The organism is Tabrizicola sp. (assembly GCF_030373185.1).
Taxonomy (GTDB): Bacteria; Pseudomonadota; Alphaproteobacteria; order Rhodobacterales; family Rhodobacteraceae; genus Tabrizicola.
The window spans coordinates 147407-160801 of record NZ_JAUCZH010000003.1 but is presented as its reverse complement, the minus strand read 5'-3'; the positions used below and the strand labels follow the sequence as shown (position 1 = coordinate 160801).

The window sequence follows — 13395 nt, the reverse complement described above, 5'->3', positions numbered from 1 at the left end:
GGCTTATTCCTTCAAGCTGGCGGGCAGGATTTGGGGGGCGGGCAAGATGGTCTGGATTGGTCGGGCATTGGCTGAAAGCACGTCGCAGTCATACTTCGGCTGCGTGTCAAGAAAGCCGTCCTCGCCGGGAAAGATGAACTCTACCGGGCTGCCGTCGATGGGAATCCAGCGGCCGTCGCCAAGGTCGGTTTCTCCCGGTCCGGCAAAGAACAGGCGCCATTCGGGGTGCAGGTATTCATTCCCCTGCGCCCGGCGGAGCGTATTGCCCATCACGTCGCTTTCGATGAACTCCACTTCGGTCTCGGACAAGGTGATCCCGTCGATCACAACTGTCCGTCCGGTCAACCGGTCATAGCCCCGCGCCTGACTGGCGCTGCCGTCGTTGCGGGTCATGCCGAAGTCCCAGGTGTCGATCCCGGTTTCCAGCAATTCCGAAAAGCTGGCAGAGTCGGCGCGCTGCGAATCCAGCACTTGCCGCACGGTCGGGTTGAGGGTGTAGCTTTCCACCCATTGACCTTCAAAATCGATGCGGGAGTAGAAGAACACGCCTTCCTGATCAAAGTCCGCGCGCCACTGGTCGCCCTCGGCATCCCCCAGGCAGCGGTAATGGTTTGACACCCGGCAGGCCTTGGCCTGCACGGTCATGAACACCTCGCACCCCTCGGGTGCCGTCCAGTTGCCCGCCAAGGCGGGGGCCGCCGGGGCGGTCAGGCAGGCAATGATCAATATGCTACGCATCGCCGTTTCACCTTGAATCAGGTCACATGTCCTGACGTTTAATATTTTCCCTGTCTTCCGCGCGTAGAGACGGAAGGAAGACAGAAGGAAGACTACTCCGCCGCCACCGCCCCGGTCTGGGACAGATACCCCAGGATCGCGTCCGCCGCTTCGCGCCCGTCGCGGATCGCCCAGACCACAAGGCTGGCCCCCCGCACGATGTCGCCAGCGGCATAGACGCCGGGCAGGCTGGTTTCGTGGCTGCGGAAATCGGCCTTGATCGTGCCCCAGCGCGTGACCTTCAGTTCGGGCACGCCCCAAAGCGTCGGCAGCGCCTCAGGCTCGAACCCCAGCGCCTGAATTACCAGATCGGCGGGTTCCACATAGTCGGCGCCTTCAATCACTTCCGGCACCTGACGCCCGGTCGCATCCGGCGCGCCAAGGCGCATCTTCTGGACCATCACGCCGTCTACTTCCGTCCCGCCGGTAAAGCCCTTGGGCGCGGAAAGCCACACGAATTCAACGCCTTCTTCCTCGGCATTCTGCACTTCGCGCTGGCTGCCCGGCATGTTCGCCTTGTCGCGGCGGTAAAGGCACTTCACGCTCAGTGCGCCCTGACGGATCGCCGTGCGCACGCAGTCCATAGCGGTATCGCCGCCGCCGATCACGACCACACGTTTGCCAGCGGCGTCAAGCTCGCCACTGTCAAACTCCGGCACATCGTCGCCAAAGCCGTGGCGGTTGGAGGCGGTCAGGTAGTCCAGCGCCTTGACGATGCCCTTGGCACCAACGCCGGGCGCTTCGATATCGCGCGCCTTGTAGACGCCGGTCGCAATCAGCACCGCGTCATGCTGGCCCCGGATCGCGTCAAAGGTGATGTCTTCGCCGACATTGCAGTTCAGAACGAAGTTCACGCCGCCATCCGCAAGCTGGGCGTTGCGCCGTTCCACCACGTCCTTTTCGAGCTTGAAGCCGGGGATGCCGTAGGTCAGCAGCCCGCCCGAGCGGTCATAGCGGTCATAGACCGTGACTTGCACGCCCTGCCGCCGCAGCACATCAGCCGCCGCAAGGCCGCCCGGCCCGGCACCGATGATGCCGACGCTTTCGGTCCGTTCGGCGTAGGGGCGGATCGGCTTGACCCAGCCTTCCTCCCACGCAGTGTCGGTGATGTATTTCTCCACCGCGCCGATCGTCACCGTGCCGTGGCCGGATTGTTCGATGACACAGTTGCCTTCGCAAAGCCTGTCCTGCGGGCAGATGCGGCCGCAGATTTCCGGGAAGGTGTTGGTGGCTTGGGAAACCTCATAGGCCTCTTGCAACCGGCCCTCGGCGGTCAGCTTCAGCCAATCGGGGATGTTGTTGTGCAACGGGCAATGCGACTGGCAATACGGCACGCCGCACTGGCTGCACCTGCTTGCCTGTTCGGCGGCCTTCTGGTCAGCGTACTCGCGGTAAATCTCATGGAAATCCTGCGCGCGCGAGGATGCGTCACGTTTTTCGGGCATCTCTTTGCCCAGAGTGACGAATTTCAGCATCTTCTGCGTGGCCACGGCTGCGCCTCCCAACGGATTCTCTCGGGAGCGATTTGGTACAGGCCTTCCGGGCGGAATAAAAGTCAGTATGAGTTACCTATTTGTGCGATTTTTCGCAGAAATGGCAGAGAGGTTGACATTTTTTCCCAAAATTAGGTCAGCAAAACTTCCGAACCGCCTCAAGCCCCAAGAGAAAGCGCCAGAAGTGCCACGCTGCCAACGATGATTCGCCACCAGCCGAACAGGGCATAACCGTTGCGCCCAATGTAGCTTAGCACCCATCGCACCACGACAATCGCGGACACGAAGGCGACGGCGAAACCGATGGCGATTTCCCACACGGCGCCGAAATCCAGAACGTCGCGGGTCTTGTAAAGATCATAGGCCACGGCCGCGCCCATCGTGGGCAGGCTGAGAAGGAAGGAAAACTCTGCCGCCGCACGCTTTTCGACCCCAAGAAGCAGCGCGCCGACAATGGTGGCCCCGGACCGAGACACCCCCGGGATCATCGCAAGACACTGATAAAGACCAATGATCAGCGATTTCCGCAACGGTAGCGCCAAGGCGTCATCGTGGATTGCGGGCGGGGCAATACGGTCAATCACCAAAAGGACAAAGCCGCCAAGGATCAACATGACGGCAATCAGCATCGGCGTTTCAAAGAGGACGGTCTTGATGAAACCATGCGCCAGAAGGCCCACCACAACGGCTGGCAAGAACGCGATGAAGACCGACAGGATCGACCGTCGCGCGGCCACGTCATGCCGGGCGCGCAGGAAAAGCCGCGCTACCATCGCAGCATAGACCGACCCAAGCGCCAGAATGGCGCCAAGCTGGATTACCACCTCGAAGGTCTTGCCCTTGGATTCGAAGCCAAGGAAATGCCCGGCCAGCAGCAGATGCCCGGTCGAAGACACCGGCAGAAATTCCGTCAGCCCTTCCAGAAGGCCCAGAAGGGCTGCAATAAGGGTTGTGTCCAACCCCTCAGGCCTTTTTCAGGTTCTTCGCGGAATCCTTGATCGCGGCATATTGGCCTGATGGACGATAGCGCCACAGGTAATCCGGCAGCACGGCTGCCATCGCGGTGGGGGTGATGACAAGTTCGGCAAAGCCCCTGGCATCCGGCGCAACCACGTTGTCGCGGGCAAGGTTCTTCACCTGATCGCGGGTGATCATCTTGTTTTCGATCAGACCAAGGGTCACGGCCTGCACCATGTCAAAGGCGAACCCCATGATCCGCGCGATGAAGAATGGCACGTTCACCACGGCGCGGCGGCGCTGGATCACGGTGAGCATCCGGCCCATCAGCCCACGGAACGTATCAACCTCCGGCCCGCCCAGTTCGTAAATGCCCGGCTCCGCCTGCCCCAAAGCCCCCTTGACCGCGGCCTGTGCCACGTCATCGACATAGACCGGCTGAAACTTCGTGTCGGCACCGACGACGGGCAGGATCGGCCCCATCCGTGTCATGGCGGCAAAGCGGTTGAAGAAGCCGTCTTCGGTGCCAAAGATGATCGACGGGCGCAGGATCACGGCCGAGGGGAACGCCGCCAGAACCGCGGCCTCGCCTTCGGCCTTGCTGCGGGCATAGTCGCTGTCAGACACGGCATCAGCCCCGATGGCCGAAAGCTGGACCAGATGCGCCACGCCTTCTTCCGCAGCGATCCGGGCAACCCGGCCCGCGCCTTCAGCTTGCACCGCGTCAAAGGTGTTCTTGCCCGACCGGTTCAGGATCCCGACACAATTGACCACCGCGTCCGCCCCATGGACCAGCGCGCGCAAGCTGGCATCATCGCGGATGTTGCACAAAAGCGGCTCGACCTGCCCCGGCGTGCCATATGGCCTGACAAACAGTGCCTCGTTCGGGCGACGGACGGCGACGCGAACGCGCCAACCCTCTTTTGCCATGCGACGGGCGATATAGCGGCCTACAAAGCCCGATCCGCCGAAGATGGTGACAAGCTTGCTCATCCGTGATGCTCCTGTCCACGGGCGCGTGAAACGCCGGAAACTGGCCGGATGAATACCCCCCACGCCAAGGCCGGGCAAGGTAAAACCGGTGCGACGAATTTTGCAGCGGGGGCCGTTGACTTCACCAGAAGGGGTCGTTACATCGCCCATCAGTGCCCAGATGGCGGAATTGGTAGACGCACTGGTTTCAGGTACCAGCGCTGCAAGGCGTGGAGGTTCGAGTCCTCTTCTGGGCACCATTTACCCACTACCAAGGGTCGGAACAGTCCGCGCTTCAGGCGGTGTTCCTTGCCGGTCGGGTGACCGGATGTCAATTTCAAGAGCCATGAGGCGACCTGCCGGAAACCGGCGCTGAGCATGCATGGCATGGGTCTCATCAGGACCGAATCGTTGACGTTTGAAAGCGCGCTTCAGCCTTCGCAGATCCGGAAACCTGCACAGGGTCACTGCGGCAGACAGGGCGAGGGTCGCCGCTGACTTTGCAACGATAGACAAGGATAACTTGTCTATCGCCCGCAATTCTTGATTTCCGCCAAGGCCGGAAACGGTCAGGATGGCCGCGAGACAGGCTGGGGGAAATCATGATGCGAAACGGCGGACAGCTTTTGGTCGAAAGCCTTGTGGCACTTGGCGCAAGCAAAGGTTTCGGGGTTCCCGGTGAAAGCTATCTGGCGGTACTGGATGCGCTGCATGACACGCAGGGCCGCCTGGATTTTGTCCTCTGCCGCAACGAAGGCGGTGCCGCCTTCATGGCCGCAGCCTGGGGCAAACTGACGGGTCAGCCGGGGCTGTGCTTCGTGACGCGGGGGCCGGGGGTCACCAATGCCTCGATCGGGATCCACACCGCGATGCAGGATTCCGCCCCGATGCTTTGCCTTGTCGGGCAGATCGGCACCGACATGCGGGGCCGCGAGGCGTTTCAGGAAATCGACTATCGCGCCGTCTTCGGGACCATGGCGAAATGGGCCGTCGAGATCGATGACGTGGACCGCATCCCGGAAATCCTGTCGCGCGCCTGGATCACCGCCACCACCGGCCGCCCCGGGCCGGTGGTCGTGGCCCTGCCCGAGGACATGCTGACCAGCCTGTCTGACGCCGCCCCCCTGTCTGGCCCGGCCCGCATCGCCGAACCCGCGCCCGAGGCAGGCGCCTTGCGCGAAGCCTTGGCGATGCTGGCCGGCGCCCGGCGTCCGGCCATTCTGCTGGGCGGCTGCAACTGGACCGCCGACGGCAAAGCCGCGCTGAAGGCCTTTGCCGAGGCCTCCGACATTCCGGTCGTGGCGGCGCTGCGCTATCAGGACATGTTTGACAATCATTCGCCCTGCTACGCCGGCGACCTTGGGCTGGGCCTTGCGGCGGGCGTGCGCAAGACGATGGCCGAGGCCGATGTGGTGCTGGCGCTGAACACCCGCTTTGGCGAGATTTCGACCGAAGGTTACACGCTCTTTCAGGTGCCGCAGCCGCGCCAGAAGATCATCCATGTGCATGGGTCGGATCGGGAAATCGGGAAGATCTATATCCCCACGCTTGGCATCCCCGCAGGGCCAAACGCCTTTGCCGCCGCGCTGACGCCGGTCAAGGGCGACTGGGCGGACTGGCGGGCGCGGGCGCGGTCGGATTACGAGGCGACCTTTGCCCTGCCACCGCAGCCCTCGCCCGTGGACATGGGGCTGGTGACGGCGCATCTGCGCGAGGTCTTGCCCGAGGATGTGATCTTGACCAATGGCGCGGGCAACTTCACCGTCTGGCCGAACAAGTTCTTCAAATTCGGCCCCAAAGCGCGGCTTCTGGCGCCGCAATCGGGGGCCATGGGCTATGGCCTGCCCGCAGCAGTGGCGGCCAAGGTGGCCTGCCCTGAGCGCACGGTCGTCTGCTTTGCTGGTGACGGCGATTTCCAGATGAACTGTCAGGAGCTTGGCACGGCCATGCAGGCTGGGGCGCAGCCCATCGTGCTGATCCTGAACAATGGCACTTACGGCACGATCCGCGCGCATCAGGAACGGCACTATCCCGCGCGCGTTTCGGGGACGGACTTGCAGAACCCGGATTTCACAATGCTGGCCAAGTCCTACGGCTTTCACGCCGAAAAGGTGGGCCGGACCGAAGATTTCCCCGCCGCCTTTGCCCGCGCCCTGGCATCGCGCACGGGTGCGGTGCTGGACTTGAACATCAGCCCCGAGGCGCTGACCCCACGCCAGACGCTGTCGCAGATGCGGGACGCTGCCCTTGCGGCAAAGGCCAAGTCATGACCAGCCAGATCCGCCAGCAAATCCGGCTGGGGGCCGACATCGGCGGCACCTTCACCGATGTGGCACTCGAGGCGCATGGTCGGTTGTATTCCGCCAAGGTGCTGACCGACTACGCCGCCCCCGAACAGGCCATTCTCGATGCCATGGAGACCGTGCTGGCCGAGGCGGGCCTTGGTCCTGCGGATCTTGAGATCGTGATTCATGGCACTACACTGGCCACCAATGCCCTGATCGAACGGCGGGGCGCCCGGGTGGCCTTTGTCACCACCGAGGGTTTCCGCGACGTGATCGAGATGCGGACCGAAAGCCGGTTCGACCAGTATGATCTGAACATGCGCCTGCCCTTGCCGCTTGTCCCGCGCGAGGATCGCTTCACTGTCGCAGGCAGGATCGGCGCGCAGGGGCAAGAGCTGGCGCCGCTGGACGAGTCCGCGCTGGAAACCCTGGCTGACCGGATCGCGGCTGGCGGTTTCGGGGCCGTCGCCATCGGCTTCATCCATTCCTACATGAACCACGCGCATGAGGAACGCGCGCGGGCGATCATCGCGGCGAAGACGGGTCTGCCGATCTCGATCTCGTCCGAAGTCTCGCCGCAGATGCGCGAGTTTGAACGCTTCAATACCGTCTGCGCCAATGCCTATGTGCGTCCGCAGATGGCCGATTATCTGGGCCGGTTGCAGGTGCGGCTGAAGGAAACGGGCGCAGGCTGCCCGGTCTTCATGATCCATTCGGGCGGCGGCTTGATCAGCGTTGAAACCGCCGCCGCGTTTCCGGTGCGTCTGGTTGAAAGCGGCCCCGCAGGCGGTGCGATCTTCGCCGCCGATGTCGCGCGGCGCTTCGGGCTTGAGAGGGTCGTCAGCTATGACATGGGCGGCACAACCGCGAAGATCTGCCTGATCGAGGGCTTTACCCCAAAGACCGCCCGCAGCTTCGAAGTTGCCCGTACGGCACGCTTTGCCAGGGGTTCGGGCATGCCGATCTCGATCCCGGTGATCGAGATGATCGAGATTGGCGCCGGTGGCGGGTCCATCGCCTCGGTTGACGCCATGGGCCGCATCCAGACCGGCCCGGAAAGCGCCGGCTCGGAACCCGGACCGGCCTGCTACCAGCGGGGGGGCCTGCGTCCGACGATCACCGATGCCGATCTGGTGCTGGGCAAGATCGATCCCGACAACTTTGCCGGCGGCGCGATCAAGTTGTCTACCGCCGCTTCTGAAGCCGCGATCCTGCGCGATGTGGGCGGCAGGCTGAACCTTCCCGCCACCCCCGCCGCCTTTGGCATCTGCGAGGTTGTGGACGAAAACATGGCCAACGCCGCCCGCGTGCATGCGGTGGAAAACGGCAAGAACATCTCGGACAACACCATGGTGGCCTTTGGCGGTGCAGCACCCCTGCATGCCGCCCGCTTGTGCGAAAAGCTGGGCATCAACCAATGCCTGATCCCGGCGGGGGCAGGCGTGGGTTCGGCCATCGGATTCTTGAAGGCCCCCTTCGGATATGAGGCGCTCGCGTCCAAGGTGACGCGGCTTTCGGCCTTCGTGGCGGGTGACGTTAATGCCCTGCTGGACGGACTGAAAGCAACGGCCGAAGGTTTTGTGCGCGCTGGCACCGACGGGGCGATCCAGCGCGAGATCACCGCCTACATGCGCTATGTGGGCCAGGGATGGGAGATTCCGGTGGCGCTGCCGGACCGCCCCTTCACGGTAGCCGACATTGATCTGCTGCGCCAAGCCTTCCAGACCAGTTACGCCCGCTTCTTTGGCCGTGCCATTGACGGGCTGGATGGTCTGGAGATTGAAATCGTGACCTTCTCGGTCAAGGCGCAGGACAGCCGTGCCGCGCCGATGCGCCGCGAGCTGACCTTGGGCCGGACCGAGGCTGGCGTGTCTGTGTCCCGTCCTGTCTTCGATCCGGCGAGGGGTGAGGCTTTGCCAACCGCCATCGTCGAACGGTCCGGCTTTGCGCCCGGCGCCCGGCTTTCCGGCCCTGCCGTGGTGCTGGAACGAGAAACCTCGACCGTCGTCACCTCATCCTTCGATGTGGTGATGCAGGATGATGGAAGTCTTCTTCTGGTCCGCAAAGGGGTTGAGGCATGACCGATCCGACCTTTGAAATTCGCATGCAGGTCATGTGGAACCGCCTGATCTCGGTCGTCGAGGAACAGGCGATGACGCTCTTGCGCACGGCCTTCTCGACCTCTGTGCGCGAGGCGGGCGATCTGTCGGCGGGTGTCTTCGACCCGGCAGGCCGGATGCTGGCGCAGGCGGTGACTGGCACGCCGGGCCATGTGAACACGATGGCCGAGGCGGTGCTGCATTTCATCGCCGAGATCGGCCGCGACAGCATGTTCCCCGGTGACACTTACGTCACCAACGACCCGTGGAAAGGCACCGGCCACCTGCATGACATCACCATGGTCTCGCCAAGCTTCAAGGGCGACCGGCTTGTCGGCTTCTTCGCCTGCACCGCGCATGTGGTGGATGTGGGCGGGCGTGGGTTCGGGGCCGATGGCAAATCGGTCTATGAGGAAGGCATACAGATCCCGATCATGAAGTTCGCTGAACGGGGCCAGGTGAATGCCGATCTGATCCGCATCCTGCGCGCCAATGTGCGCGAGGCCAATCAGGTGGTGGGGGACTTCTATTCGCTTGCCGCCTGCAATGACGTCGGCCACCAGCGTCTGACCCAGATGATGGAGGAGATCGGGCTTGAGACGCTGGACGCTCTGGGCGCGTTCATCTTCTCGCGCACCCGTGCGGCCACGCTGGACCGGATCGCCGCCTTGCCGAGGGGCGCTTGGGCCAATGAGCTTTTGACTGACGGCTATGACAGCCCGGTCAAACTGGCCTGCGCAGTTGCCATTGGCGAAGGGTCGGTCAACGTCGATTTCACTGGCACGGACGGGATGAGCAAGCACGGCATCAACGTGCCGATCATCTACACCAAGGCCTATGCCTGCTATGCGCTGAAATGCGTGGTGGCGCCGGATATTCCGAACAACTGGGCCTCGCTTGAGGCATTCACCATTTCCTCTCCGGTCAATATTCTGAACGCGGAACGCCCCGCGCCCGTGTCGGTGCGCCATGTGATCGGCCATCTGGTCCCCGATCTGGTGCTTGGTGCTCTGGCGAAGGCGCTGCCGGGACAGGTGCTTGCCGAAGGGGCGGCGGCCTTGTGGAACATTCACATGTCGGTGCGTCCGGTTGCAGGGGCGCCGGGGCGCCGCGCGGAGATCCTGATGTTCAACTCGGGCGGCATGGGCGCGCGCCCAGGGGCGGACGGCTTGTCGGCCACCGCTTTCCCCTCGGGCGTCATGACCATGCCGATCGAGGCGACGGAACAGACCGGCCCAGTGGTCGTCTGGCGCAAGGAATTGCGTCCTGATTCCGGCGGCGATGGCCAGTATCGCGGCGGTTTGGGCCAGGTGATCGAGATCGAACCGCTGCCGGGGCATGAGTTCGATTTCTCGGCCATGTTCGACCGGATCAACCATCCCGCCAAGGGCCGTGATGGTGGCATGCCAGGGGCGGCGGGCAAGGCTGCGCTGGATGATGGCACGGTGCTGAAGCCCAAGGGCTGGCAGCATGTTCCCGCCGGGCGGCGGCTGGTGCTGGATCTGCCGGGTGGGGGCGGGTTCGGTGATCCGTCCCGTCGCGATCCGGCCGAACGCGCGAATGATCTGGCCAAGGGCTATGTGACGGAGACTGTGAAATGACCTATGTTGCAACCCGCATGGCGGCAAAGGCCCTGCGCGCAACTGGTATCGATGTGATCGACCTTGGGCTGGGAGAGCCGGATTTCCCCACCCCCACCCATGTGGCCGAAGCGGCGCACGAGGCGGCCCTTGCTGGCGAGACGCTTTATACCCAAGCGGCGGGGACGCTAGCCCTGCGAATGGCGGTGGCCGAGCAGTTCCGCCGCGAGAATGACCTCGACTATGGCCCGGATGACATTGTGGTCGCAATCGGGGCCAGGCAGATCATCTTCAGCGCGCTGATGGCGACGTTGAATGACGGGGACGAGGCGATCCTGCCCGCGCCCTATTCTGTCAGCTACCCGGAAATGGTGAAGCTTCTGGGCGGGGCGCCAGTCACGCCCGCCTGCGGGGCGGAGACCGGATTTCGCCTGACACCTGCGGTGCTGGAAGCCGCGATCACACCGCGCACGAAATGGTTGTTCCTGAACATGCCGGGCAATCCATCCGGCGCGGTCTATTCCGAGGCGGAATTGCGCGGCTTGGGTGCGGTTCTGGCGCGGCATCCTCAGGTTCTGATCCTCTCGGATGAGATCTATGAGCACATCCTGTTCGAGGGGCGGGAATCCGTCAGATTCGGTAAGGTCTGCCCCGAGTTGCGCGATCGCACGCTGATCGTGAACGGTGTCGCCAAGGCTTACGCGATGACCGGCTGGCGCGTTGGCTATGCTGCTGGTCCGGCGCCGCTTCTGAAGGCAATGAAAGCGGTGCAAGGCCAGTCGGTGACCTCGGTTGCACCCCCGATGCAGGCCGCGGCGCTGGCGGCGCTGACCGGGCCGCAGGACTGTATCGCCACCTTCCGTGAAGCGTTCGAGCGCCGTCGTGATCCGGTGCTTGCCACCGTGGCGGACATTCCCGGCGTCGCCCTGTCGCCGCCCGAAGGGGCCTACTATGCCTGTATCGGCTGCGCGGGTCTGATCGGGCGGGTCACGCCGAAAGGCGAAATGCTGGCCGACGATACAGCGGTGGTCACCTACCTGCCGAACGAAGGCCATGTCAGAGCCGTCCCCGGCGCGGCTTACGGCCTGTCGCCGCTCTTCCGGAACTCGACCGCCACTGCGGACGCGACCCTGACCGAGGCGATGGCCCGTGTCGGGCGCGCCGTGGCTGCCCTCTCACCCGCAAAGGCTGCATGATGACCAAGCCCCGCTTCAACCGCATTCTTCTGACCGGGGCCGCAGGGCGGCTTGGCACCCATCTTCGTCGCGGCCTGGCACCGCTTTGCACCCATCTGCGTGTCGCCGACATGGCGGAAATCAATGATCTTCAGCCGAACGAGGAAGCCCTTCAATTCGATCTGGCCGATATGGAGGCCACGATCCGCGCCACTGAAGGTGTTGATGCGATTGTCCATTTCGGCGGTGTGCCACTGGAAGGGTCGTGGGACAGCATCCTGAACGGCAACATTCGCGGCAGCTATCACATCTACGAAGGCGCGCGGAAGAACGGGGTCGGTCGCGTTGTCTATTCCAGCTCGGTCCATGCGATCGGATATCATCAGATCGAGGATCAGATCGACGCCAACGCTCCGCACCGGCCCGACAGTCTCTATGGTCTGTCGAAGTGCTTCGTCGAAGACCTTGGCCGGCTCTATTGGGACAAGTTCGGGATCGAGACGGTGGCCTTGCGCATCTTCTCCAGCTTTCCCGAATTCACCGACCGCCGCATGCTGTGGTCGATGCTGACCTTCGACGATTGCATCCGCCTGGTCGAAGCCAGTCTGACCGCCCCCCGTGCAGCCCATTCCATCGTTTTCGGCACCTCTGCCAATCGGCACCGAATGGTCGACAACCGTCTGGCCGCGCATATCGGATTTGTGCCACAAGACAGCACCGAAACCCACCGCCTTGAGGTCGAGACGCGCCTGCCCCCGCCGAACCCGCATGCGCCTGCGGTCAAGCACCTTGGCGGCTGGTTTGTCGATCTTGGCCACCCGGACGACGAGGCCGCGAAATGAATGAAAGCTATGATGTCGTGATCGTGGGCGGGGCCGTCATCGGCTCGGCCGTGGCGTATTTCCTGACCGCGAACCCGGACTTCACAGGCTCGGTTCTGGTGGTGGAACGCGACCCGACCTATGCGAAAGCATCCACCTCGCTTTCCGCAGCCTCGATCCGGACGCAGTTTTCCAATCCGATCAACGTGAAGATCAGCCAATATGGCAGCGCCTTCATCCGCGATTTTGCATCAACCATGCGGGTTGAGGGAGAAGCGCCCCCCGACCTGAATTTCCATCCGGGCGGCTATCTGTTTCTGGCAAATACCGCCGAACAGGAACTGGTCCTGCGCGAGAACCACGAGGTGCAGCGCGCCTGCGGGGCAGATGTCGTGCTGTGGGATCAAGAGGCGCTGAACCGCGCTTTTCCGCATCTGCGGGTGGATGACATTCGACTGGCGTCCTATGGCCAATCGGGTGAAGGGTGGTTCTCCAACACCGGGCTGATGAACGGCTTTCGTGCCAAGGCGCGGGCGCAAGGTGCGGACTATATTGCCGACGAGGTGGTCGCCATCGGTCGCAGCGGTTCGCGGGTCACCTCGGTCACCTTGAAGTCCGGCGCCGAGGTGCGGGCGGGAACAGTCGTCAACGCCTCTGGTCCCCGTGCGGCGCTGACGGCGCGGATGGCTGGCCTTGATGTGCCGGTCGAGCCGCGCAAACGGACGATCTTCGTCTTTGACTGCGCCCGGACACCGGAAGGGTCTGCAACTGTGAACCAAGGGCGGTTGCCGCTGATGATCGACCCAAGTGGCGTCTGGTGCCGCCCCGAAGGCCGCTTCTTCCTGACCGGCGGTGTGCCGGCTGACGACCCTGCCGTGGATTGGGATGACTTCGAGCCTCGCCATGAAGAATTCGAAAGCATCGTCTGGCCCGCCCTTGCCGAACGCTCTGCCGGGTTCGAGGCGATCAAGGTGGTGAACCAGTGGGCGGGGCATTACGATTTCAACACGCTGGACCATAACCTGATCGTTGGTCGGCACCCTGATGTCAGCAATTTCGTCTATGCCAACGGGTTTTCCGGCCACGGCCTTCAGCAAGGCCCAGCCGCCGGGCGTGGTATATCGGAGCTGATCATCTATGGCGGGTTCCGGTCTCTGGACCTGTCGGAAGTGGGCTACGAGCGCGTTACAGAAGGCAGGCCGTTCCTTGAGAAGGCGGTTATCTGAAAGCAGCGGC

10 protein-coding genes and 1 tRNA gene are annotated in these 13395 nt (G+C 63.4%); 7 read left to right on the top strand and 4 right to left on the bottom strand.

Annotation, left to right across the window (positions count from 1 at the left end; all coding sequences use genetic code 11):
• Positions 1 to 3: 3 nt before the first annotated feature.
• From QUV21_RS07415 to QUV21_RS07400, 4 genes are all read right to left on the bottom strand, one after another.
• Entirely contained in the window at positions 4 to 738 is a 735-nt protein-coding gene (locus QUV21_RS07415; RefSeq protein WP_300853999.1) for a hypothetical protein, read from the bottom strand.
• A gap of 92 nt (positions 739 to 830) precedes the next feature.
• Positions 831 to 2267 (bottom strand): NAD(P)-dependent oxidoreductase, encoded by a 1437-nt coding sequence (locus QUV21_RS07410; protein WP_300853998.1) that lies wholly within the window; start codon positions 2265 to 2267, stop codon positions 831 to 833.
• Positions 2268 to 2428: 161 nt separating this feature from the next.
• Positions 2429 to 3229 (bottom strand): undecaprenyl-diphosphate phosphatase, encoded by an 801-nt coding sequence (locus QUV21_RS07405; RefSeq protein ID WP_300853997.1) that lies wholly within the window; start codon positions 3227 to 3229, stop codon positions 2429 to 2431.
• Between the two features lie 4 nt (positions 3230 to 3233).
• Positions 3234 to 4220, bottom strand: a complete 987-nt coding sequence (locus tag QUV21_RS07400; protein WP_300853996.1) for a complex I NDUFA9 subunit family protein — start codon at positions 4218 to 4220, stop codon at positions 3234 to 3236.
• A gap of 154 nt (positions 4221 to 4374) precedes the next feature.
• On the opposite strand from QUV21_RS07400, the gene QUV21_RS07395 reads away from it, so the two are divergent.
• The 7 genes from QUV21_RS07395 to QUV21_RS07365 all read left to right on the top strand — a co-directional run bounded on the left by QUV21_RS07395 (position 4375) and on the right by QUV21_RS07365 (position 13385).
• Positions 4375 to 4459 (top strand) — tRNA-Leu (locus tag QUV21_RS07395).
• A 342-nt stretch (positions 4460 to 4801) separates the two neighbouring features.
• The gene (locus QUV21_RS07390; RefSeq protein WP_300853995.1) at positions 4802 to 6469 is read left to right on the top strand and encodes a thiamine pyrophosphate-binding protein; all 1668 of its coding nucleotides are present in this window, start codon (positions 4802 to 4804) and stop codon (positions 6467 to 6469) included.
• Entirely contained in the window at positions 6466 to 8565 is a 2100-nt protein-coding gene (locus tag QUV21_RS07385) for a hydantoinase/oxoprolinase family protein (RefSeq protein ID WP_300853994.1), read from the top strand. Before QUV21_RS07390 ends, QUV21_RS07385 begins: the two co-directional genes overlap by 4 nt.
• Positions 8562 to 10184 (top strand): hydantoinase B/oxoprolinase family protein, encoded by a 1623-nt coding sequence (locus QUV21_RS07380; protein WP_300853993.1) that lies wholly within the window; start codon positions 8562 to 8564, stop codon positions 10182 to 10184. Before QUV21_RS07385 ends, QUV21_RS07380 begins: the two co-directional genes overlap by 4 nt.
• On the top strand, positions 10181 to 11359 hold the full coding sequence (locus QUV21_RS07375) for a pyridoxal phosphate-dependent aminotransferase (protein ID WP_300853992.1): 1179 nt from the start codon (positions 10181 to 10183) through the stop codon (positions 11357 to 11359). The genes QUV21_RS07380 and QUV21_RS07375 overlap by 4 nt, the downstream gene beginning before the upstream one ends.
• Positions 11356 to 12180, top strand: coding sequence for an NAD(P)-dependent oxidoreductase (locus QUV21_RS07370; RefSeq protein ID WP_300853991.1), 825 nt, complete (start codon positions 11356 to 11358; stop codon positions 12178 to 12180). Before QUV21_RS07375 ends, QUV21_RS07370 begins: the two co-directional genes overlap by 4 nt.
• Entirely contained in the window at positions 12177 to 13385 is a 1209-nt protein-coding gene (locus tag QUV21_RS07365; RefSeq protein WP_300853990.1) for an FAD-binding oxidoreductase, read from the top strand. The genes QUV21_RS07370 and QUV21_RS07365 overlap by 4 nt, the downstream gene beginning before the upstream one ends.
• Positions 13386 to 13395: the final 10 nt, after the last annotated feature.

Bases quoted from the DNA above. Each gene is read 5' to 3' on its own strand.
- QUV21_RS07390 (WP_300853995.1), top strand. From the start codon at position 4,802: ATGATGCGAAACGGCGGACAGCTTTTGGTCGAAAGCCTTGTGGCACTT.
- QUV21_RS07365 (WP_300853990.1), top strand. From the start codon at position 12,177: ATGAATGAAAGCTATGATGTCGTGATCGTGGGCGGGGCCGTCATCGGC.
- QUV21_RS07375 (WP_300853992.1), top strand. From the start codon at position 10,181: ATGACCTATGTTGCAACCCGCATGGCGGCAAAGGCCCTGCGCGCAACT.
- QUV21_RS07415 (WP_300853999.1), bottom strand. From the start codon at position 738: ATGCGTAGCATATTGATCATTGCCTGCCTGACCGCCCCGGCGGCCCCC.
- QUV21_RS07400 (WP_300853996.1), bottom strand. From the start codon at position 4,220: ATGAGCAAGCTTGTCACCATCTTCGGCGGATCGGGCTTTGTAGGCCGC.
- QUV21_RS07380 (WP_300853993.1), top strand. From the start codon at position 8,562: ATGACCGATCCGACCTTTGAAATTCGCATGCAGGTCATGTGGAACCGC.
- QUV21_RS07385 (WP_300853994.1), top strand. From the start codon at position 6,466: ATGACCAGCCAGATCCGCCAGCAAATCCGGCTGGGGGCCGACATCGGC.
- QUV21_RS07370 (WP_300853991.1), top strand. From the start codon at position 11,356: ATGATGACCAAGCCCCGCTTCAACCGCATTCTTCTGACCGGGGCCGCA.